Below are 22581 nucleotides of genomic sequence, written 5' to 3' on the forward strand. Positions count from 1 at the left end.
CAAGCTCTGCTTATTTTCTATATATTTCTATTTCGATATATCTCAACAAATATATTTCTATTTAGGAATAATTAAAACATTTCAGAAATAAATTTTTAATTTTACATCCAAACCGGAATAAAATGAAACCAGTTGTACAATTAGTTGAAGAATGGACAGCTTTTGAAGAAATAAGCGAACAACCTACTGTTGAAGCCTTTTGCAGATATTACCTGCAAAAACAACGTCCTAAGCCTAAACAAGCCGGTAAAAAAGGCGAACGCATTATGAACGGCGCCTATTTGCTTAAAACGCTTGGTCGTATTTTAAGTGCGTATTCACTTTATTTCCGGTCGGCAGTAAATTATATTGGTATCCCTCCTGCCGAAAGCTTTTATTACCTGAATGGTTTACTCCATTTGGGGGAGGTAAGAAAAAGCGACCTGATTAACTACATGTTTGCCGAAACAACTACCGGCATGGAGGTTATAAACAGACTTATCCGTGAAGAAAAAATAGATGAACGCACGTCGCCTGATGATAAGCGTGCCAAACTAATTAAGGTAAACCAGAAAGGGCATGCAGCATTGGATGAATATTATAAAATTTCGGGCAAAGTTGTTGAAATGACCTTTAAAGGCATCGACGATGAAATTTTAATTGATTGCTATGAGATGCTTAAATATTGCGAACAACGTAACTCATCATTAGCAATCGAGCTGAAAAATAAACCCTTCGACCAGATGTATGAGCATATAATGACCGATAAAGTATAAATTTAAAGCGTATGGTTATCGAATTATCAACAGGTAATAACCGGCTCTAAATCCAATGTCAGCTAAAAGTAAAGATGGCATAATACTTGAACATTCAATGGCCGGGCTTGGTAACAACCCCGGCTTTTTCGTATCTATACCATAAAAAAATACCTGTGGACAATATCCTCAATATCTCCAATCTAAGTAAAACATACCAAAGTGCCGGTCGTACGCTTACTGTGCTCGATCAAATAAACTTTTCAGTGGCGGCAGGTTCAACCAATGCTATAGTTGGCCCTTCCGGCAGCGGGAAAACCACATTGCTTGGTTTGTGTGCCGGGCTCGACCGCTCAACCTCAGGTACGGTTGAACTCAACGGAATCAATCTTAGTAACCTTACTGAAGATCAACGCGCGCAGGTGCGGAACCAGCATGTGGGTTTCATATTTCAGAATTTTCAGCTGCTCCCTACCCTAACTGCGCTTGAAAATGTAATGGTACCTCTTGAACTCCGGGGCGAAAAAAATATCAGAACAAGGGCTTTAGATCTTTTAGATAAAGTTGGTCTTTCAGAGCGGGGGCATCATTACCCGCTTCAGCTTTCCGGCGGCGAGCAACAGCGGGTATCACTGGCCCGCGCTTTTTCAAATGCGCCACGCATCCTTTTTGCTGATGAGCCTACCGGAAACCTTGATGCCGAAACCAGCGATAAAGTGATCAAACTGATATTCGACCTGAACAAGGAAGCAGGTACCACGCTTGTCGTGGTAACTCATGACCTTGAATTAGCTGCTAAAACCCAACGCATTATCAGGATTAAGGGCGGCAAGCTAATCTCCGATGAAAAAACCATTAACGCATAAGCTAATGGATAGTAATATTGATTTTAAGAGAAAGATAAACATCCCCTGGCTGTTTCGGATGGCCTTGCGCGATAGCAGACGCAACCGATCAAGGTTATTCCTTTTTATATCGGCAATTGTATTTGGGATAGCTGCTTTAGTGGCTATCTACTCGTTTAAATACAACGTGCAAAATGATATTAACGATCAGGCAGCCACTTTGATTGGGGCTGATTTGGCAATCTCCGGCAATAAACCTGTAGATGATAAGTTAAAGCACATGCTCGATTCCATGGGCGACGAGCGCTCGCAGGAACGGAGCTTTGCATCAATGCTCTATTTCCCGCGTACCAACGGTACCCGGCTTGTACAGATCAGGGCTTTACAGGGAGGTTTCCCCTACTATGGTACTTTAGAAACTACTCCGGAAGCAGCCGGGCTTACTTTCAAGAAAGGACGGATGGCTTTGGTTGATAAAACCCTGATGTTGCAGTTTAATGCCCGTGTGGGCGACTCGGTTAAAGTGGGCAACCTAAATTTCCAGATTGCCGGCATCCTGAATAAAGCACCCGGACAAAGTGGTGTTATGGCAGGGATTGCGCCTGTAGTTTATATTCCGATGCAATACCTGGAGCAAACAGGGCTTATAAAAATTGGTAGCAGGGTTAACTACAGCTTTTATTATAAGTTCAATTCATCGGTAAACGTAAACAAGCTCAGCAAAAACCTCGACCCTGTACTTGATAAGGCCGGGATGCGCTTTGAAACCATCGAAACTAAAAAAGACAATACCGGCCGTGCCTTTGGCGACCTGAGCCGTTTCTTGTCATTAGTTGGTTTTGTGGCTTTGCTACTGGGTTGCGTGGGCGTAGCCAGTGCTATCCATATTTATGTAAAAGAAAAGATTGCGTCAATAGCCATTATGCGCTGCCTGGGTGTAAAATCGTCCGAAGCGTTTTTGATCTACCTAATACAAATTGTAGGTATTGGAATCATCGGTTCTGTTACCGGAGCTATTTTAGGTACGGCCATTCAGCATTTATTGCCGCTGGTATTTAAGGACTTTCTACCTTTTACCATTTCGGTGCAAATATCATGGATGGCTATAGGACAGGGTATTTTATTGGGTGTAATCATCTCTATCCTGTTTGCGTTGTTGCCATTAATATCCGTAAGGAATATTTCGCCGCTTAACACGCTCCGTATGTCGGTAGATGAAAGCGGGAGCAGGCGAGATCCGTTGCGCTGGCTGGTATATTTGCTGATACTGATCTTTGTAATAGCTTTTAGTTATTTGCAGTTGGATAGCGTTATGGGCAGTATTCTGTTTACGTTGGGGATCCTCATCGCGTTTATGATCCTAACAGTAACTGCCTGGTTGTTAATGCGGATTACCAAAGCTATCGTTAAAGGGTCGTGGAGTTATTTATGGCGGCAAGGCTTTGCCAATTTATATCGCCCCAATAACCAAACCATTATACTTATAGTATCCATCGGCTTAAGCACCATGTTCATTTGCACGCTTTATTTTGTGCAAACGCTCTTGGTGCAGCAGGTAAATCTTTCAAGCAGCGGCAATCAGTCAAACATGATTTTGTTTGATATCCAGAGCAGCCAGGAAAAAGGAGTTGTTCAGTTAACCAAACAACAAGGGCTGCCTGTATTACAGCAGGTACCTATTGTTACCATGCGTATTGAGCAGATTAACGGTAAAACAGCTGCCGATCTCACTAAGGACACTACTATCAAGATACAACATGGCGTTTTTGCGTGGGAATACCGGGTAACATTCAGGGATTCATTAACCTCATCAGAAAAATTGCTGGATGGCAAATGGATTGGTCAGGCAGATCCTTCAAAGGAAATTCCTGTATCTGTTGAAGAAAACCTGTCCAAACGGGGCAACCTGAAAATTGGCGATAAAATAGTATTTAACGTGCAAGGCGTACAAATGCCGGCTTATGTAGCCAGTATCCGCAAGGTTAACTGGGGTAAGGTGCAGACTAATTTCCAGGTTGTTTTCCCTAAAGGAGTACTGGAAGACGCGCCACAATTTCATGTATTGATGACGCATGTGCCATCAAACAAAGTATCGGCTGCTTTTCAGCAATTGGTAGTAAAAACTTATCCCAATGTTTCGATCATCGATCTTGGTTTAATTTTAAGCGTTGTTGATGAACTGCTGAGCAAAATCAGTTACGTTATCCGTTTCATGAGCGCGTTTAGTATTATAACGGGTATCGTAGTATTGATAGCGTCGGTACGCATCAGCAAATACCAGCGCATCCAAGAAAGTGTGTTATTGCGTACCCTTGGGGCCAGCCGTAAGCAAATATTTACCATAACCGCATTGGAATACTGGTTTTTAGGTAGCTTATCTGCATTAACCGGTATCCTGATAGCGTTTGCCGGTACATATTTCCTTGCAAAATATAGCTTTGAAATACCATATAGTGTTAACGTATTACCGGCTCTTGTACTATTTTTGATTGTGAGTTTGTTAACCGTTATTATTGGCTTATTGAATAGCCGCGGCGTGTTAAACAAACCACCATTGGAAATTTTAAGAACAAATGCTTAAACGCGTTGTATTTATTTTATATGAACAGAGTTATATTATCCGGCATTTTGCTTACTGCCCTCACTATTGCAGGCTGTGGCAACGGTGCTAAATCATCAAACAACGATCAAAACCAAGCAGCTACCGAAGTTGTAAAAACTGATTCTGCTTCCAAGAAAATAGTTTTGTTTTTTGGCGATAGCCTTACTGCCGGTTATGGCCTTGATGACCCGGCGGATGCTTTTCCGGGAGTGATCAGCAAGCGGGTTGATTCATTGAAACTACCGTACAAAGTTATAAATGCAGGCCTCAGCGGGGAAACTACAGCGGGCGGCAACGGCCGGATTAACTGGCTGTTGAAGCAAAAGATTGATGTTTTTGTACTGGAGCTTGGCGCAAACGACGGTCTCCGCGGGATCCCTGTGAGCGAAACAGCTAAGAACCTGCAATCTATAGTTGATAAAGTAAAATCAAAATACCCCGATGCCAAACTTGTTTTGTTAGGCATGCAGGTACCACCAAACATGGGTGCGGATTACTCCAATAAATTTAAAAGTGTATTTCCAACCCTTGCCACTAAAAATAAAATGGAACTGGTTCCCTTTCTGCTGAAGGATGTAGCAGGGATACCGGCACTCAACCAGGGTGACGGCATCCATCCTACAACTCAGGGCGCCAAAATTGTTGCTGACAATGTTTGGGCGGTTTTAAAAGACGATCTGAAATAATTCAATTCTTCATATTAGCTTTATTTGATACATAGTCCCAATCCAGTTGAATAATTAATTATCCAATTACATTCTTCTTCATAGTTAAACTCCAAGATCCTTTTTAAAGATTTCTTTATTTGCGTCATCAACAATAAGGAGTGTAAAGGTTGTAAGCTGAATTTGATCGGCTGGAACGGTAAAGGTAAAATGGATTAATTTATCAGCGATTACAATATCCCCGGCAGGTATTACTACCTTGTTTATACTGATAACTAATTTCCTTTTATCTAAATTTTCGCCAGCTATTATGAAATTATTAGGAGTAGTAACACTGATTTTTTCAGGCTTTACCGAGGATACCGAAATTTTCACATCAGGTTTCATCTTATCAGGGCGATCATCTTTGGTACTAAACAAGGTCTTGAAAACCTCTTTTAGTTTCTCGGTCGCCGCATCGGTAAATAAACCAACGAAAGCTGCCATTGACATAACACCGTAGATATTCAGGTTATTGCCAGGGTCGGCAGAGCTGAGAAATCCGGCTCTGAATACAAAGTACATTATCATAGCCAGCGCGGCCGCCGTGAAAGGTTTAACAAAGTACCATAACACCCAACTACGTTTAAACTGGCCCGAACCAATAAAAGCAGTAAAAGAGGTAGTAATGTGGATCATGTTACCTAAAAAGCCTGCTGAAGCCACCAGTATTAGTATGATGGTGTTAAAATCAATGGTGTCGTTAAAATCAATTTTTACTTTTTCACATCCATTCTTTTTCAAAGAATCGGCTTTTTGAAGAAACAATTTTAATGTTGCAACTTTAACTTTATCGGAATCTTTATTTGTCGAATCTTTTTTGAAAACCACTTTACCGGCAGTTTTCTTTATTAAGTCTTCGTAAGACGATGATTTACATTGGCAACTATCTAATAAAGTGATATTAAATGCTTTATATCGATAACGTGCAAGTTTACCGGCTGGTGGTAGCTTGTCCGGCCAAAAAGCAACCACAATTGTTGCCGCTGCTATTATAAACGCGATCAGTAAAACACCGGCGGTAATTTTTCCGCGTGTAGAAATTTCGTTGCTAGCAACAACTTCAGTTGATGCCGATCCGGATTCGGTTGTGTTTGATGGTACAGGTGCGTTGTCCATGAGATAAGGCTTAAGATTAGTTTGAAAAATGGTGTCGAAAACCCAAGTTTAAAATGGCGTCTAATTAAATCGCTATAAATCAGCTATTTAATAAACTAAAATACTCTCTATTTATCAAAAACACAATGCGTATTTTCACCTATTTACAATAAGTATTTTTACGTATTTTTTAATATTTGCGAAAAGAAAATACATACCAGGCAATATTTGAAACTTAAATAAGCCTTAACCGAACTGATAAATAAATTAATCATTCAGGGCCTGGTATACCATGGCCCTGAATTTATCCTGGATTTGGTTGTGAGGGAAAGGCCAGTTCTGTACAAACAGTAAGCAAACAAGGTGTTCTTTCGGGTCAACCCAATACAACGTACCATAAAAACCACCCCAGGCAAATGAGCCTTCGCTAACACCTAATTTTGCAGAGCTGTTTTGAGATGTTAAACCGAAGCCTAAGCCAAATTTGTCCTTGTCAGGGTTGATATTCAGATCACCTATTTGATTGGTGGTCATCAGTTCAACCGTATGGCGGGCCAGCAGACGCTGATCGTTATAAATACCTCCATTAAGTAACATCTGCAAAAAAATTGCATAGTCTTTTACAGTTGAACTTAAGCCCGCGCCACCAGCGTAATAAGTGCCATTAGCCTTTGGATAGTTAACATCAAACGCCGGAAAAGTAGCTTTGCTCCAATTGGTGATATGACCGTTTTTGTCAAAGGTATAAGCGGCGACTAACCTGTTTTGCTTAGCGGCGGGGATGTAAAAGTAAGTGTCATTCATGCCCAGCGGTGTAAAAATCCGCTCTTTAAAAAACTGATCGAGACTTTTACCGGATACTTTTTCTACCAGGTAGCCCAGCACGTCGATGTTCATCCCGTATGTCCAGCGTTCGCCGGGCTGATGTAATAAAGGTAAATGGCCAAGTTTATTCATAGCATCGGCCAATAGTATCTTATCAGCCACAAAACCTGCAGGAATACCTGCCTTAGCGTAAATAGCTTTCATTTTCGGCGAGCCGATCTGCGCGTACTCGATACCCGAGGTATGGGTTAGCAGATCGCGAATGGTTATCTCCCTTTTTGCCGGGACGGTTGTATACGTGCTGTCCTTATCATTAAACTGATCTACCACTGTGGGATGCGCGAACGCAGGAAGATATTTAGAGATCGGATCATCCAGTAAGAACTTGCCCTCTTCAAAAAGCATCATGACGGCTACACTGGTAATAGCCTTTGTTTGCGATGCTATACGAAAGATAGCATCGCTGGTCATTAACCGCTTTTGATCTTCATCAGCCAGTCCGAATGACTTATTGTAAACTATTTTGCCATCGCGGGCTATAAAGCCAACTGCTCCCTTTACATATCCTGAATCGATATTCTGCTCAATCATAGCGTCTATCCGTTTTAGCCTTTCGGGCGAAAACTTTACAGATACCGGATCTGCATTTTTCAAAACACTGCCCTGGGCAAATACGTTGGCCGCAAACGCTGCTAACAATAAAAAAGTAAAGGTTCTTTTCATCACGCGAAATCCGGGTTTATTGGTGATGCAAAATAGTTATTTACCTTGATGAATCCCGCTCAATTAGTTCAGTGGCAAGTGTTATGTGCTGATTTTTTTCTTCGGGAGTTGTGGCGTTCAGCCTTTCCATCAAAAGTTTAATCACGTTATCGGCTATTTCATCAATTGGCTGGGCTATAGCGGTAACGGCCGGAGTGTACAGCTCAAAAAGTTCATAATCATCAAAAGCGATCAAGGCGATATCGCCCGGAACGTTTTTGCCCGCTTTTCTGGTAGCCTTTAATCCGCATTTACCTAAGTGATTATTGGCGAATAGTATAGCATCAACATCTTTATGGCTTTCAAAAAAATCAAGTATCAGCTTAAGTATCTCCTGGTCAGTCGCATGAAAATCAACCTCAATAATATGAGGTTTTAGCTTACTTTGGCGTATGGCTTTTTCATAACCTTCAAGCCTTTCTATCATTTGGGTTTGGATAGAACTGTAAGTTATAAAAGCAATGTTTTTATGCCCTTTATCAATCAGGTATTGTGTTGCGTTAAACGTGCTGAAGAGGTTATCAACCACCACATAATCAGTAGCCACTTTAGGCAGGTAGCGGTCAAAAAGCACAACCGGAAAACCATCTTTGATCAGGTCACTGATATCTTCTTCGATATTATCGGGAGGAGTAATAATGTATCCGTCAACATGCCGGTCTCGAAACATGGCTATCAGCTCCTGGGTTTTTTGTGTGTCATTATCTGTACTGCTGTAAATGATCTTATAACCGCTTTGATAAGCCAGATCTTCGATGCGGCGGGCTATGGTAGCAAAGAAATGATTAGAGATGTCCTGCACCAATAAACCAATGATATTTGATTTCCCCGTACGCAAGCTTTTGGCCAACGAATTGGGTTTATAGCCAACTTCTTTTACATATTGCAGCACGCGCTTTACCAATTCATCGCTAATACGTTTTTCCTGCGCACGGCCGTTGAGGATAAAAGAAACCGTGGTTTTAGATATATTCAGGCTATTGGCAATGTCAACTATAGATAATTTTTTCTTCAAGAGCTTAGTATTTTAAACCAAATATATAATATTAATGGTAATGCTAAACAGGTTTAGTAGATAATAAATGGTTTATTTTGCTTATTAGTTTAATGCAGACAGAACAAGCTCTGAATGCCGTAAATGCTTATAAAACAAAAAAGCCGCCCATAACGGGCGACTCTTCAGTTAATATATAGGGAGTTAGAATATTAAAACCTGCGCATACCTCTGCCTGAATTTCCGTTTTGGGTAAAGCGTTCGCCGCCATTACCCCTGTCAAATCCGCCACCGCCGTTTGATGGACGGCCGCCCCAATTGCCACGGTTGCCGTGGTCGCCATTATTTTGTTGTTGCTGTTGTCCATTGCCCCAATTGCCATGATTATCATGATTGCCATTATTAGGTTGCTGACCATTGCCCCAGTTGCCACGGTTGTCATGATTGTTGTTGCCATTACCCCAGTTGCCACGGTTATCACGATTGCCCCAGCCACGATTATCTCTGCCATTGTTGTCCCAGTTACCACGGTTATCATACGGATTAGGCCTTCTACCCCATCCGCCACGGTCACCACCCCAGCCGGGGCGATAAGCATAACCGTTAGCAGGTCTTCTGTCAAAGCGATGGCCCCAGTTACCACGGTCGCCCATGTAACCGCCCCACCTTTGCCTGTAATAATCGTGATGCATAAACGGACGAGGAGCCCTCACTTCGTAACGTACAGCGGTACGCCAGTTGTAATCCCTGTATGCGCCGGGCAAATAAGCGCAGCTTACCCAACGGCTACCGTCATTATAATAATAGCATCCTGCGCCTACATTGTAATAAGCTTCAACCTCTGGTAAATAGTAGTAATCATCATCGTCGCTAACATTTACGTTATCATCGTAAACGGGCTCGTCTTCAATTACTGGTGGAGGTGGCGGAGGAGGAGTTGGTACATAAACGCGGTGCGCCGGAACATTGATGCCAAATTGTATAGATACCTGAGCGTTGGCTTTGCTGATAAATAAGCTTCCGGCTGCTATTGCTGATAATATGACTAACTTTTTCATAATTGTAAATTTTATACAGTTAGGACGATAGATTTAAACGATGGTTTAATCAAACGTTGCTTTATGTGTTAAAACATTAGTTGATTGATACTATCTTCTGCCAGTAGCCATTTCTATGAAATTTTATTTTGAAAAACTGGTATCGCAATCTATTGTTGCCAAATTTTATTAAGGTGTAATGCTGAAATAAAATCTCGCACTGTCACTTTAATACTACAAAACAGATTTTAGTATTATCGGTATATTTACTTAATTTGATAATCTTTAATCAGTTACCATGAAAAACCGCAACTTATTACGTTCCTTACTGCCTATAGCAGTTATGGGAAGCTTTATGTTTTTTACAGCCTGTAAAAGCAATAGCGACTCAAAGAAAACCGGCGACAGCACCTCTACTCCTGCTTCGACAACAGAAAACGCCGGCCTTAAGACTCCTGAGGGCTTTAGCGCCAGCATTATTGCCGAAAAACTTGGAGGCACACGCCACATTGCTATTACCCCGCAAGGCGATATTTACGTGAAGCTCACCAACGTTAAGAACAGCAAAGGCATATTAATGCTGCACGAAGAAGGTGGCAAAGCTTCTGTTAAAAACAGCTTTGGTGCGTACAGTGGTACCGGCATGTCAATCAAAAATGGGTACCTGTACACATCATCAGATGAAGAGGTTTTTCGTTATAAACTGAATGATAAAAGCGAGGTGATCAACCCTGATCAGCCTGAAAAAATTGTAACCGGACTTATCAGCCGCCATGAGCACGAAGCAAAAGCCATTACGCTCGATAATGATGGCAACATCTACGTTAATATTGGCGCATATTCAAACGCCTGCCAGGTTGAAGACCGTAAAAAAGGTTCTCCGGGACAAAAGGGCTGCCCTATTTTAGATTCGGCTGGTGGCATCTGGCAATTTAAGGCCAATAAGTTGAACCAGCATTATGGTGACGGCGTACGCTATGCCACAGGCTTGCGTAACGTTGTAGGTATCACCTGGAACCAGCAAAATAACCAGCTTTTTGTAATGCAGCATGGCCGCGATCAGCTTTATGAATTTTATCCCCAGTACTTTACTGCTAAACAGTCATCTATTTTACCTGCCGAATGTATGTACGCTTTGAAAAAAGGAGATAATGCCGGTTGGCCTTACATGTATTATGACCAGGAACAGCATAAAAAAATGTTAATGCCTGAGTATGGTGGTGATGGCAAAATTGAGGGCGGAAAAGATGCTATTGACCCGGCTGCAGCGTACCCAGGCCACCTCGCTCCAAATGGCTTGTTGTTTTACACTGGCGATCAGTTCCCGGCAAAATATAAAAATGGGGCTTTCATAGCATTCCACGGTTCATGGAACCGTGCACCTGAACCACAGGCAGGTTACTTTGTAGTATTTCAGCCATTTAAAGATGGTAAACCTGATGGCCAGTGGGAAGTTTTTGCCGATGGATTTTCTGGTTCTGCGGCAAATACGGCTTCAGGAGCTGCCGCCCACCGTCCTTGTGGTTTAGCGCAGGGTCCTGATGGTTCGTTGTACGTTACTGATGACGTGGCTGGAAACATTTATAAAATCACCTATAAAAAATAACAATGGACTTTAAAAAAGCCCTTCTGCTATTATTCATAACCTTATTTACAAGCCTTGCCTCGCAAGCGCAAACCAAACATAAAAAACCGGCAGCCAGGAAACCATCTGCCGGTTTTAAGACATCCATAACCAGAGGACAGGCGCTTTTTACTCAATATTGCGTGGCTTGTCACCAGGCAGATGGTTTGGGCGTACCTCACATGAACCCGCCATTGGTTAAAACTACCTATGTTTTAGGGGATAAAAGTAAGCTTATCAAAATAGTGCTTAATGGTTTTGATGAGGATGTGGAAATAAACGGTGAAACCTATTCAAATACCATGGCTGCTCATGATTTTATGAAAGATCAGGAAATTGCAGATGTGTTAACGTACGTACGCAACAGCTTTGGTAATAAGGCAAGTGCTATTACCGCTGCCCAGGTAAAAACTACAAGGGCAACTAATAAAAAATAGTGGATTATTCAGACTTACGAAGTTTCCAAAACTTCGTAAGTCTTTAAAGCTAATTTCACTTATTCCTGACAACCGCGGTCGCTTTTATCTCAATTAAGATATCATCTCTGAAAAGCTTGCTCACCTGAACCAAAGTGCTTGCCGGTGGCTGTTTGGTGTTTACAAACTTATCTCTGATACTACGTACAAGTTTAACTTGTGATGCATCCATCAGGTAGTAATTCAACTCAACCAGATCATTCATAGAGCCGCCGGCAGCTTCAACTATGTTTTTGATATTGGTAAATACCTGTTCTGTCTGACTGGCCAGATCGCCGTTGCCGGCAAGTTTGCCATCTTTATCCAAACCAACCTGGCCCGACATGATGACCATCTTGTTTTTACCTAAATCAATAACTACGGCGTGTGAATATCCGAAGGGCTTGCCGACTGTAACCGGGTTTAAAAAAGTCACGCCGTTGTTGGCTTCCTGGGCAAAGCAAGCTGACGAAACACATAATAAAATGAGGAACAGGAGTTTTTTCATACGGTGATTTTTATCACACAAAATTGAACATCTTGCCGCAAACTTACAATATGGTAATACCTGCCGACCAGCCAATCCATCCTTTTGTACGGTTACCCCAATCAATCAAGCCTGGCTTATTTTTGATGATCTGCTGAATATCACTATCCCCGGGATGATCGCCATAGTTGGTATAAAGGTTAAAGGACGGGCCTGCAAAAAAGCCAACTTTTGAACCCGCTTTAAAATTCAATAAAGCGCTCACCCGGTTTATTTGATTTTGATTTTTCCAACCTTTGGCAAACAATAAGTGTGTTGAGCCTTCAGCAGATAAAAACAGGCTGTTGCTAAAAATAAAATCGTGTCCTAAACCCCAGCCCGCGCTATAAAATGTATGCTTATCAGTAAAATTAACACCTCCGGATAATACAGAATACAGCTTGGCATTACCGGATTTAAAAGCGATGTTGGCAGTGGTAATTTCATTGCTGTACACCTGAATTTTAGCATATCCATTACGGGATATATTTATCAAGCCCATACCATAGCCATCAAGAGTGTCGGCAATGTTCACCAGCGCAAATGAAGCGCCTTTTATTACACGCGCTTTATTGAAAACTCCTGCTACCTGCATTCCGCTCGCTTCATTGCCGGTAACGTTTGCTATTCCGGCAATACTAAACCCTTTACTGTTTTTATGAGTGTAATTATAAATACCGGCTGCCTGGAAACCTTTGGTATTGCCGTTTACATGATTAAAGACCCCGGCAAGCTGTACACCTTTAAGGCTATCCTTAACCATATTATAAATACCCCCTGCCTGAATACCGGTCATATTTTTTTGATCATTATTACTTACGGCAGCCAGTTGAACTCCTTTGCTATTACCTCCCACAACGTTGAAAAGTCCGGCAGCTTGTACATATTTAACATCCTGTTTGTTAATATTAAATAGCCCGCCAAGCTCAACGCCGTTAACGCCTCCGTTATATCCCCCTAAAAGATTGAATGAAAAGTTATTGACTATCTGCCCACTCATGATACCGTGGCTTCCCAAGCTTGGCACAAGCGAAGCCTGCACCGGAACTGTTGACAGGTACCCGCCCAGGTTGAGGTTCTGTATTTTTTGCCCTGATGAAAGAAATATCCTGCCGAGCCAACTCCTGTCTGATTTCGAATTGGCTGCATCCGCACTATAATAGTACTCGCGCGGCTTTATAGATACATTTACATTGCTTAACAGGTTGATACTGGTATCACGATAAAGTTCCTTGCTTACGTTAAGTGTGATCACGCCATTGGCTTTTATTTTAAGCTGAAAATGTCCGTTCTGATCGGTAAGTGTTGATTCAAGGGAATTTCTTTCATACACGCTGGCATTGTAAAGTTTCTTCCCGGTAATATCATCATACACATATCCACTTATATAATAAATATTACCCGGCCCAGCTATAGTATCGGGTACAAGGCTCAACCTGTACGGTGTAGGACGGAGTATAATATACCCCGGCGATTCTTTATAATCAACCTTACCGTGGAACAGTTCATCAAGCAGGCTTTTGATAGTTTGACCTGAAGATGTCATGCTAACTACGCTATCCGTTTTAATAACATCATTGCTGTATGAGAAATAGAACTTTCCTTTTTCGCCGATAATGGTCAGGATCTCGGCTATCTTTTTTTGCTTAACATTAAGCGCTACTGTACGGTTCAGGTTATCCTGTGCAAGCGCGTTGGTAATGAGCAGACAGCCCGCCAATACCAGCATAATATAAAATAGTATGTTTAATTTCTTTTCCATCAACTTATTTGATTATGATGAGATGAGGTTTTTTAATCACTTTAACATCTCCACCAAATGTATCTGCTATCGTTTTCAGGATGTTATCCAGTGAATCTGCTTTAAATGTGGTTGTTATGGTTCTGTTAGCCAGCTTTTTATTATCTATCACAATATTTGCATGGTAGGCTTCATTAAGCACATCAACCAGGCGCCACAGCGGTGTTTTATTAGCCACAAACTTTTGCGTACGGTAGTAATTATACAATTCGTCCTGGCTGCTTCCCTTTTGCAGGCGGCCGCCTTGCACCGAAGCTTTCTCCTTAGGTTTTAGCTTCACTACAATCTCTTGTTGAATTACCTGTACCACGCCGGTTTCAACTATAACCTCCGTGTTTTGGCCTGTAGCCTTGATATTGAATGACGTACCAACCACTTTTACAACTACATCATTCACGTGAATCATAAATGGTTTTGATTTATCATGGGCTACATCAAAAAAGGCTTCTCCTTTAAGCGAGATTTCCCTGGTATCGCCTGTAAACCTGTTTGGGTAATTTAGTACCGAATTTTTGTTCATAGTGATGAGCGAACCATCTGATAAAGTAACCTTACGTACTACGTTGCCGCTTTGCAGCGTAAGCATATTGGCTTTAGCAGGTTTAAATACAGTGTATAGTATCCCCGCGCTCCCTAATATTACCAGCCATACAGCGGCAATTTTAAGCCAGCGGTTTACGGGATTCAGCGTTTTAATTTTTACAGAGGCCTCGCTCCTGCTTTGTGCCAACTGTTTAAATTCGACCCATGAGGTTTCGGGATCAAGCTTGCTCTCTATCTTAAGTTCGCGGCTTGTATTCCAGATCAGTTTAAAATGATCGAAGTACTTCCTGTTATCGTCATTTTCGCTAAGCCAGCGGTTGATGGTTTCATTCTCAACCGGCGTGGTTTCGTTCAGCATGTATTTGGTTAATAATTCGTCCATCATCTTAAATAATATTAAAAGCCCTGCTAATAACCCAAATGAATAACGGCAGGTAATCAACTAATTTCAGCCGTAATGTTTTCAGGGCCTTGCCCATCTGGTTTTCTACTGTTTTAATGGAGATGCCTAACTCGTCGGCAATTTCCTGATATTTTAAGTCCTCAAATCTGCTTAGCTGAAATACAGTACGGCATTTTTCAGGCAGGTCATTAAGGGCCTGTTGCAATTTCTCTTTAAGGTCAAGCAGCTCCATGCCTGTGCCTTCGTCCACTTTATCCTTCGTCATATACACTACATGTTGCTGGTGATTTATTTTTACTTTTTGATGCCTGAGGTTATTAAGGCATTCGTTGTACACGGCACCGTACAGGTAAGCCTTTATTGAGCCGGAGATATTCAACCGCTCTTTACGTTCCCAAAGCCGCATGAAAACATTTTGTACCATGCCCTTTGCGGTGTCTTCATCTCTTAAAATGGAGATAGCATATACGTGCAATGGCCTGATGAAGTGCTTATACACCTTTTCGAAGGTGGCTTCATCGCCCGAGAGCAGCAGCGGGATTACTTGTTCGCTATTTAAATCCAAAATATGATCAATTTGGGTTAACATTTTATTAAATCTCAATGCGGTAATTAATGGTTGGAAGTATACCTATCCATTTATTTTTTTCAATTATCCGCTTGCTCTGGTTATAAAATAAACCAACGTTATTACGTCTGTTAAGCAGGTTCTGAATATCAAGCAATAAGAAGTGCGATACTTTTTTACTGTTGATCCTGTAACTGGCCGAGAAATCGACACGAATATAGGGATCGGCCGTTAATGTGTTGGTTTTGGACTGATCAATTACCTGCTCATCGCGCTGAAAGGTTTCATCAACTAAAATAGGTGTATACTTTCGCCCGCCAGCGTAAATGATCTTACCGTTTAAACCAAACAGGTTTTTATGATTGGGACCTGTAGCCCATTCCTTGCCTGCCACCAGGTTAGTTACGTACTGAGTATTAAAGGTGGTATTAAACTCTTGTCCACTCAGGGCCTTGTATTTTGAATTGAACACTGATGAAGTGATCATGAAATAATATCCTTTGTTTAATGACCGCTCAACAGAAAACTCAATTCCATAGTTTTTACCAGTTCCTTTATTCACCAACGAATGATAATCTGTACCGCTGATAGCTGAATTATCAGATACGTTTAGCACCGAGAAATTATTGGATGGATCGCTGGATACAGGTACCTCATACAGATGCTGATAATATGCCTCCGTTTTAAATTTCAGGTGACCGGAAAATAGCTTTTCATAACCAAGCACCAATTGCGCTGATTTAGTTGGTGAAAGTTTGGTGCTTACAGCGTCATTTGATTCGGCGCTTTTAGCAAAATAAAAAGATAATGGTTCAAGTCTGCTGTAAACGCCACCCGCCAAAGAAATCTCCTGATCTGATGTTACATGCCAGTTTAAGCCGGCTCTTGGTTCATAGCTCCACGTTTTGCTCAGGTCGAAATAATTAACATGGATGCCTGTATTCAAACTCAGCTTGTCGCCAAAGTCGTGTTTGTTTTGTATAAAGCCATCATAGGTTGCTGCATCACCTTTTTGATTTAAAAGTTCTTTAAGATTATGGGTGTCACGTTGATACTCCAGATCATATAAGTTATAGGTAAGAAAGCCTGCATTTAAGCCGGCGCGGATATTGTTGTTTTCGCCTGTACGATAATTTACTACACCTGCATAACGAACAGCCGTATTATCATAATGGTTTTTCTGTAACAGGCTTGGCTGAAATTTAGATGTAAGACTATCAACCCTTGACGCATTACGGCTCCCGGAGAAAGACACGATATTGCTGAAATTAAGCCTGTTATTAGCAATGTAAATATTCTTTAACCCAACGCTTCCCGCTTTGTAGTTATAACGCAGATCGTATGAATCCATCCGCTCATCCCACTTGGCGGTATCACGTTTGGCATCGGTATTTACATTGCCGGTTCCGCCTACGCCAAATACAGAAAATGTACCGATACTTTTTGTTGGGAAAACAAGGTTAAAAGACAGGTCCTGGTATTGTGGAACGCCAGAATCGGATACATCAACACCTATGGCCTTAAGTAAACCAAGTGTTGAATAACGATAGCTCACTAAATAAGAAGCATTGCCGCCCTTGGTAAATGGCCCTTCCATAGTTGCACCAAGCCCTAATACACCCGCAGTAAAAGTATATTCGCGCTTATCTGTATTGCCCTTTCTGAAGCGGAGATCAAAAACACCTGCCGTGGCATTGTTATATTCGGCGGCAAGGGCACCCGTGTAAAAATCCGAAGTGCCTATTACGGTTGAGTTAAGCATACTTACCCCACCGCCTGCCGAACCCTCGTTATTAAAATGATTGGGGCTGATAATTTCAATTCCTTCCAGCCTCCATTGCAGGCTTTTGGGTGAATTGCCCCGAACAATAATTTCATTATTGTCGCCACCGGCTACCACACCGGCAAATCCCTGCGCCATACGTGCAGGATCAAAAAGCGCACCTGCATAACGGTTGGTTTCTTCGGGCGAAAATGACCTGCCGCTGGCCATTGCCATTGAATTGATAGGTCGTTTGTTTGATGTCGCGCTTACAACAACCTCGCTAAGTTGTGTATTTGCTGCTTCCAGTTCAATATTCAGTTCTATTTCTTTACCGGTTGTCACCAACACATCTGATAAAACCACTTTACTGAAGCCAGCGTAGCTAATCTCAACTATCTGCCTGCCAATGGGTACCTGTGTTATATGAAAAACTCCATTAGCATCGGTAATACCTGCTCTTTCGGGGTGAACAGAAACAACTTTTACAGTAACACCCGGCATCGTGAATTTCGAGCTTTTCTCAATAATGGTACCTTTTATAGTTTGGGTAAAGGTTGTTTCCCTGGGCTTAACCTGGGCTGTACCTTTTAAACCCGTTATCAGCAAAATAAGTAATAGTAATAAGAAAGATAACCTGTTCATTTTAGTAAAATTTCTCCTGAAACACGCCAGGATCATTTTACCCCTATGAGCAAATGAAATTTTTTATGGAGATGTAGAAAAGAATTTATGTATGCAGGAGTTTTTATACATGCTCTTGTTTAAAAACATAGTGCAGCACTTTACTATGCAGTTCATCGGGCAAAAACGGCTTCATTACGATATCATTAAACCCGATTTTAAAAGCCTCTTCTTCAACGTCTTTAGGTAAGTTGGCGGTAAGCGCTATGATTGGAATATTTACGCCATTAGCCCTTATCTTTTTTGTCGATTCATATCCATCCATTACCGGCATCTGTAAATCCATCAATATGAGCCTGTGTTTTGATACATCAAGTTTATCTAAAGCTTCTAATCCGTTTGTGGCCACATCCGTAACGGCTCCCCAGCGTTTTAAATAAGTTTGGGCTACCATTACATTCATCGGGTTATCATCAACCAACAAAATAGAAATTCCGTTAAGAAGTTTATCTGTTTCGTCGGGTTTAGCTTTTACATCGATTTGCTCCTGTTGCTTTGCTGCCTTGTCAAAGGTTTGAATAAAATAGAATATCGATCCAACACCTTCTTCGCTGATCAGTTGCAGGGATGAGTTTTGTAACTCTAATATTTTTTTACTGATAGCAAGACCTAAACCTGTACCACCAAAACTGCGTGATATTGACGAATCGGCCTGGGTAAAGCGTTCAAATATGAGTTTCTGCTTGCCCCTGGGTATGCCGATCCCCGTATCCTTCACAAAGATCATTAACGTGGCGGTTGTTTCCGTTTGTTCCTTCACTTCTACTCCTAAAACCACCTCACCGCTCGGCGTAAATTTGATTGCGTTATGAACCAGGTTAGTGATTACCTGCGATAAGCGGGTCGGGTCACCGAGCAATTTATGCTGCAACTTTTTATCAAAATCGAGCCGTAGCGTAATATCCTTATCATGGGCTGCGGTTTGCAAGCCCCCTACAACATTCCGGGTTATGGCAGCCAGGTCCATTTCAATATGCTCAAATGTTATTTTCCCGGCCTCAATCTTATTGTAATCAAGCACATCGTTCACTATTGCCAACAGGTTATTTGCGGAAAAAAGCATAACATCAAGATGCTCAATCTGATCTTTACGAGGTTCGTTCTTAAGCAACAAATGGCTCATCCCTATTACCGAATTGAGCGGTGTACGGATCTCGTGGCTCATAGTACTCAAAAACTCACTTTTGGCCTTTAAGCCCTGCTCCGCTTCAACCCTTGCCTTTTTCAATACAAACGATACCCGGTGGGCCAGCACTAAAGATTGCAGGAAGAAAAATGCAAGATATCCTAAAAAGCTAACTAATTGCAATGGCGGTATAAGCGCCCAGTAATGAAACAGCGAGATGCCAAATACCGACATTAAGGCGAACGCGCTCATTAACGCGTAAACAGATCCCGGCCTGTTGTTACGCCAGGCCCTCGAATACACATATGGGATATAGATCAGGCAAAAAAGCATGACCATTAAAAATGGATTAACCAGTTGTGTAAAAATTAACGCTGGGCTAAACAGTGTTATTAAAGCAAACGAAAAACTAACGCCATTAATGATATTAACAATCCTGTTATTTACATCAATTGGATATAGATATAATGTGTAAAGTCCAAACAAACCTATCCCTAAAAAGAGGCTTATGTACTCCATTCGTGCTGTTATATACCAGTTAATATCTGGCAACAGCGTATGTAATACGTAGTTATCCGTTCCAATAATGCGATAACTGTAAACCATCGAAAACAGGGCAAAAAGTAAAATAGCTTTATCTCGGCTGCCTAACAGGTATAAGCCGAGGAAAAATAAACCGCCCATCAGTAAACAACCTGTCAGCATCAGATCAATACCTTCAGCTTGGTGCCGGGCGAGGTCGATCTTATCGGCAGGGCCTATAAATATTGGTTTACCGATCCCTCCTTTACTGTGTATAAAGTTGGATATCTGTAAAGTGATATTGATGGTATCGGCATTAGGCAGGTTAATGGCGTGATATTCCCAATGAGCTTCAAAACCTTTTGCGGTAGTGGTAACGTTGCCGTTTGACGATGCTAATTTACCGTTTACATAAAGCCTGTAAGCACTGTAAACGTCGGGCATGCCAAGCTTCAATTCAGGGTGTTTAGCGGGAAGCAAAATTTTAAGCAGGTAAGTTCCGTAACCAAAGGCCGGTAGTTTTTTTCCCCGCCAGGTATATCCGTTCCATTTAAACGGAAATTCCACCAACAACCTGTCTTTAATACCAACTGTGTCGTCATTGGGGTTGACCAACTGGTTCCAGTAAAATAACCAGTTTCCCGTTAGTTCAATTTTATCATTGATGGGTTTATTGCGAAGATCTAATACGCCATGTACCGCGGCTACATAATTAGTTTGTGCAGTTACTTTTATACAGGTAACTGTTAACAGAATTAATACTAAATAAATAACCTTAAAAACTCTCATCGGCTGGGGGCACTTATCATAAAATCAAAAGCTTATAAATTTGTTTGTTATATGTTATGGCAAAAATTCGCCTACCATAATTAAGCCCGGAATTTTTATAATAAAGTGTGAATATAGTAACCCCCATAAATATTTTGAAGTATTTATTGATGCTTAATAGCTCACTTAAACACAGGGTTAAATCCAATCTCCTAACAAGTAATATTAGTTAATATTTAACATCAAATGAGACAATAAAAAAGGCGGCAGATAGATTCCTGCCGCCTTGGTCAAGTTAAATTACTGAATATTATTTACTAACCACCCCGTCTAAAACCGGCACCGTTACAGTAGTGATCTCTGTTTGTTGGGTTTCATTCAGTTGGTCAAATACCACAATACTGTTCGTGCCTTTTTTTAGCCAGCATCCAGGCAAATAAAGCGTTTGCTGAGGACCTATCTTCCAGTAGCGGCCGATGTTAATGCCATTTACAAATACAATCCCTTTACCCCAGTTCTTCATATCTAAAAAAGTATCTCCAACTTTATTTAGCTCAAAGGTTCCCTGGTAAATTGTCGGGCGGCCAACTGTATTTACAGAACCTGATGCAAGCGTCGGGGCTTTATCCATAGGCAGCCTGTACATTTGCCAGTTACCGGTAATTTCATGGTCATCAATCTTAACGGGACTAATGATACCTTTAAGGTTATGAATGATCTCGCCACCATAATTAATACGGCCAAGGTTCTCAACCAAAATATCTAAACGGGCATTAAACGGAATGTTTATAGGGCAGCTGAATTTGTTGCCTTGCCTGTTAAGCTCGCCAACTTTTTCACCATTTACATATATTGTAGCATAGTCACGCAAGCCTTCCAGGTTTAAGGTACCGTTAATTGGCTGTGTAAATTTGCGGCTGTACAATACGTAGCCATGCCCCTGGTTAAGCGCCTCAAATGTTTGAGGGGTATCGCTTTCTACTGCCTGCTGATTTTTGGTAAGCTCAAGCAGATCTGCCGTTTTAGTTAGTTTTATCGCCGGGATCTGGATTACGGGAATTTGGGCGGGCACTTCCGGAATAGCGTATGCCGCATATTTTTTCATCAGGTTACGGATAGCAGTAAATTTAGGTGTTACCCAACCAGCTTCACTTATTGGAGCGTCATAATCGTAACTGGTAATATCCGGCTGAATCTGATGCTCTTTATCATAGTTAGCCCCGCTTGTAAAGCCAAAATTGGTACCGCCATGTGCCATGTAGATATTAAATGATACGGTATCCTTCAAATACTTTTCCAGATCTTTAATTACCGAAGTTTCAGATACTTTTTCAAATTTCTCGCCCCAGTGATCAAGCCAGCCTGGATAATATTCGGCCACCATATAAGGGCCTTTTCCGTCGTTGAATTGATTGATGAGTTTTTTTAGATTTTTGGTATCACCCTCGCCGTTGGCAGTTGGCAAAGCCCCGCTGATTACACCGCCCTGAAATAACCAATCGCCATCCGAAGTAAACAATGGCACATCAACGCCTGCTTTTAGCAGCAGATCCTTTATGGCCGCGCTGTAAATTTTGTGATCGGCAAGCGGCACATCTTTACGCTGGGCTACATATGATCCAAATTCATTTTCGGCCTGTACCATAATAATTGGCCCGCCATGGGTAATTTGCAAATCCTTAACCTGGCCCATTAAATGGTTAATGTAGGTTTTGCATGAATCCAAAAAGCGGTCGTTCTTACTGCGAATAACCAATTGTTTATCGTTTTGAAGCCACCACGGATAACCACCAAACTCCCACTCGGCGCAGGCGTAAGGGCCTGGTCTTAATATTACCATTAAGCCCTCCTGTTGCGCCGTTTTTATGAACTCACGTATATCGCGGTTATCTGTTTTAAAATCCCAAACACCCGGACTAACCTCATGATGATTCCAGAAAACGTAGGTAGCAACCGCGTTCATGCCCATTGCCCTAAGCATTTGTAAACGTTGTTTCCAGTATGCTTTAGGGATTCGGGCAAAATGCATTTCGCCCGAATGGATCTGGATAGGTTTTCCGTCGTAAATAAAATTGCCATCAGCAATTTTAAAAGTGTGTTTCGCCTGACTAAAAACCTGTGAAGTAATAAAGGTTAGCAGTAATAAAGAGAGTAGTGTTTTTTTCATTTGCGTTTTTAAGCGTTTATTATGATAAAGC

At 41.6% G+C, this 22581-nt stretch carries 17 protein-coding genes; 6 read left to right on the top strand and 11 right to left on the bottom strand.

The genetic code is table 11. The features are described from left to right. The first annotated feature begins 122 nt into the window (after positions 1-122). The 4 genes from DEO27_RS10630 to DEO27_RS10645 all read left to right on the top strand — a co-directional run bounded on the left by DEO27_RS10630 (position 123) and on the right by DEO27_RS10645 (position 4867). Positions 123-755, top strand: coding sequence for a MarR family winged helix-turn-helix transcriptional regulator (locus DEO27_RS10630; protein WP_112566651.1), 633 nt, complete (start codon positions 123-125; stop codon positions 753-755). 155 nt (positions 756-910) lie between these two features. Continuing rightward, positions 911-1600 (top strand): ABC transporter ATP-binding protein, encoded by a 690-nt coding sequence (locus DEO27_RS10635; protein WP_112566976.1) that lies wholly within the window; start codon positions 911-913, stop codon positions 1598-1600. Between the two features lie 4 nt (positions 1601-1604). After that, the gene (locus DEO27_RS10640; RefSeq protein WP_223818209.1) at positions 1605-4160 is read left to right on the top strand and encodes an ABC transporter permease; all 2556 of its coding nucleotides are present in this window, start codon (positions 1605-1607) and stop codon (positions 4158-4160) included. 20 nt (positions 4161-4180) lie between these two features. After that, complete coding sequence (locus tag DEO27_RS10645; RefSeq protein ID WP_112566648.1) at positions 4181-4867, top strand: arylesterase; 687 nt, start codon at positions 4181-4183, stop codon at positions 4865-4867. 84 nt (positions 4868-4951) lie between these two features. Here the strand turns inward: DEO27_RS10645 and DEO27_RS10650 are convergent, their stop codons facing one another. From DEO27_RS10650 to DEO27_RS10665, 4 genes are all read right to left on the bottom strand, one after another. Next, complete coding sequence (locus DEO27_RS10650) at positions 4952-6004, bottom strand: hypothetical protein (protein WP_112566645.1); 1053 nt, start codon at positions 6002-6004, stop codon at positions 4952-4954. Between the two features lie 246 nt (positions 6005-6250). After that, the gene (locus DEO27_RS10655; RefSeq protein WP_112566642.1) at positions 6251-7531 is read right to left on the bottom strand and encodes a serine hydrolase domain-containing protein; all 1281 of its coding nucleotides are present in this window, start codon (positions 7529-7531) and stop codon (positions 6251-6253) included. Between the two features lie 40 nt (positions 7532-7571). Then, positions 7572-8585 carry a LacI family DNA-binding transcriptional regulator gene (locus DEO27_RS10660; RefSeq protein WP_112566639.1) on the bottom strand — a complete coding sequence of 338 codons (1014 nt, stop codon included), beginning with the start codon at positions 8583-8585 and terminating at the stop codon, positions 7572-7574. Between the two features lie 191 nt (positions 8586-8776). Next, a complete protein-coding gene (locus DEO27_RS10665; protein WP_112566636.1) occupies positions 8777-9622 on the bottom strand; it encodes a hypothetical protein in 846 nt (281 codons plus the stop codon). A gap of 277 nt (positions 9623-9899) precedes the next feature. Here DEO27_RS10665 and DEO27_RS10670 point away from each other — a divergent pair, with 277 nt between their 5' ends. Together DEO27_RS10670 and DEO27_RS10675 are read left to right on the top strand one after the other, a co-directional pair. Beyond that, positions 9900-11207 (top strand): PQQ-dependent sugar dehydrogenase, encoded by a 1308-nt coding sequence (locus DEO27_RS10670; protein ID WP_223818210.1) that lies wholly within the window; start codon positions 9900-9902, stop codon positions 11205-11207. A 2-nt stretch (positions 11208-11209) separates the two neighbouring features. Then, positions 11210-11662: a c-type cytochrome gene (locus tag DEO27_RS10675; protein WP_112566633.1), complete on the top strand. Its 453-nt coding sequence runs from the start codon at positions 11210-11212 to the stop codon at positions 11660-11662. 55 nt (positions 11663-11717) lie between these two features. On the opposite strand, the gene DEO27_RS10680 is transcribed toward DEO27_RS10675, so the two are convergent. The 7 genes from DEO27_RS10680 to DEO27_RS10710 form a co-directional block, all read right to left on the bottom strand. Next, positions 11718-12188, bottom strand: a complete 471-nt coding sequence (locus tag DEO27_RS10680) for a RidA family protein (protein ID WP_112566630.1) — start codon at positions 12186-12188, stop codon at positions 11718-11720. A gap of 43 nt (positions 12189-12231) precedes the next feature. Beyond that, a complete protein-coding gene (locus DEO27_RS10685) occupies positions 12232-13968 on the bottom strand; it encodes a carboxypeptidase-like regulatory domain-containing protein (RefSeq protein ID WP_112566627.1) in 1737 nt (578 codons plus the stop codon). A 4-nt stretch (positions 13969-13972) separates the two neighbouring features. Beyond that, positions 13973-14935, bottom strand: a complete 963-nt coding sequence (locus tag DEO27_RS10690; RefSeq protein WP_112566624.1) for a FecR family protein — start codon at positions 14933-14935, stop codon at positions 13973-13975. A gap of 1 nt (position 14936) precedes the next feature. Then, entirely contained in the window at positions 14937-15542 is a 606-nt protein-coding gene (locus tag DEO27_RS10695; protein ID WP_112566622.1) for an RNA polymerase sigma-70 factor, read from the bottom strand. A 4-nt stretch (positions 15543-15546) separates the two neighbouring features. After that, positions 15547-17928: a TonB-dependent receptor gene (locus tag DEO27_RS10700; RefSeq protein WP_112566619.1), complete on the bottom strand. Its 2382-nt coding sequence runs from the start codon at positions 17926-17928 to the stop codon at positions 15547-15549. A 103-nt stretch (positions 17929-18031) separates the two neighbouring features. After that, positions 18032-20404 (bottom strand): response regulator, encoded by a 2373-nt coding sequence (locus tag DEO27_RS10705; protein WP_112566616.1) that lies wholly within the window; start codon positions 20402-20404, stop codon positions 18032-18034. 289 nt (positions 20405-20693) lie between these two features. Further along, positions 20694-22550 carry a glycoside hydrolase family 35 protein gene (locus DEO27_RS10710; RefSeq protein WP_112566613.1) on the bottom strand — a complete coding sequence of 619 codons (1857 nt, stop codon included), beginning with the start codon at positions 22548-22550 and terminating at the stop codon, positions 20694-20696. Positions 22551-22581 lie beyond the last annotated feature (31 nt).

It is taken from the genome of Mucilaginibacter rubeus (assembly GCF_003286415.2).
GTDB lineage: Bacteria > Bacteroidota > Bacteroidia > Sphingobacteriales > Sphingobacteriaceae > Mucilaginibacter > Mucilaginibacter rubeus_A.

What these genes read in the sequence shown, in the direction of transcription:
- DEO27_RS10630 (WP_112566651.1), top strand. Translation starts at nt 123, where the DNA reads ATGAAACCAGTTGTACAATTAGTTGAAGAATGGACAGCTTTTGAAGAA.
- DEO27_RS10640 (WP_223818209.1), top strand. Translation starts at nt 1,605, where the DNA reads ATGGATAGTAATATTGATTTTAAGAGAAAGATAAACATCCCCTGGCTG.
- DEO27_RS10645 (WP_112566648.1), top strand. Translation starts at nt 4,181, where the DNA reads ATGAACAGAGTTATATTATCCGGCATTTTGCTTACTGCCCTCACTATT.
- DEO27_RS10650 (WP_112566645.1), bottom strand. Translation starts at nt 6,004, where the DNA reads ATGGACAACGCACCTGTACCATCAAACACAACCGAATCCGGATCGGCA.
- DEO27_RS10655 (WP_112566642.1), bottom strand. Translation starts at nt 7,531, where the DNA reads ATGAAAAGAACCTTTACTTTTTTATTGTTAGCAGCGTTTGCGGCCAAC.
- DEO27_RS10665 (WP_112566636.1), bottom strand. Translation starts at nt 9,622, where the DNA reads ATGAAAAAGTTAGTCATATTATCAGCAATAGCAGCCGGAAGCTTATTT.
- DEO27_RS10670 (WP_223818210.1), top strand. Translation starts at nt 9,900, where the DNA reads ATGAAAAACCGCAACTTATTACGTTCCTTACTGCCTATAGCAGTTATG.
- DEO27_RS10675 (WP_112566633.1), top strand. Translation starts at nt 11,210, where the DNA reads ATGGACTTTAAAAAAGCCCTTCTGCTATTATTCATAACCTTATTTACA.
- DEO27_RS10680 (WP_112566630.1), bottom strand. Translation starts at nt 12,188, where the DNA reads ATGAAAAAACTCCTGTTCCTCATTTTATTATGTGTTTCGTCAGCTTGC.
- DEO27_RS10685 (WP_112566627.1), bottom strand. Translation starts at nt 13,968, where the DNA reads ATGGAAAAGAAATTAAACATACTATTTTATATTATGCTGGTATTGGCG.
- DEO27_RS10690 (WP_112566624.1), bottom strand. Translation starts at nt 14,935, where the DNA reads ATGATGGACGAATTATTAACCAAATACATGCTGAACGAAACCACGCCG.
- DEO27_RS10695 (WP_112566622.1), bottom strand. Translation starts at nt 15,542, where the DNA reads ATGTTAACCCAAATTGATCATATTTTGGATTTAAATAGCGAACAAGTA.
- DEO27_RS10700 (WP_112566619.1), bottom strand. Translation starts at nt 17,928, where the DNA reads ATGAACAGGTTATCTTTCTTATTACTATTACTTATTTTGCTGATAACG.
- DEO27_RS10705 (WP_112566616.1), bottom strand. Translation starts at nt 20,404, where the DNA reads ATGAGAGTTTTTAAGGTTATTTATTTAGTATTAATTCTGTTAACAGTT.
- DEO27_RS10710 (WP_112566613.1), bottom strand. Translation starts at nt 22,550, where the DNA reads ATGAAAAAAACACTACTCTCTTTATTACTGCTAACCTTTATTACTTCA.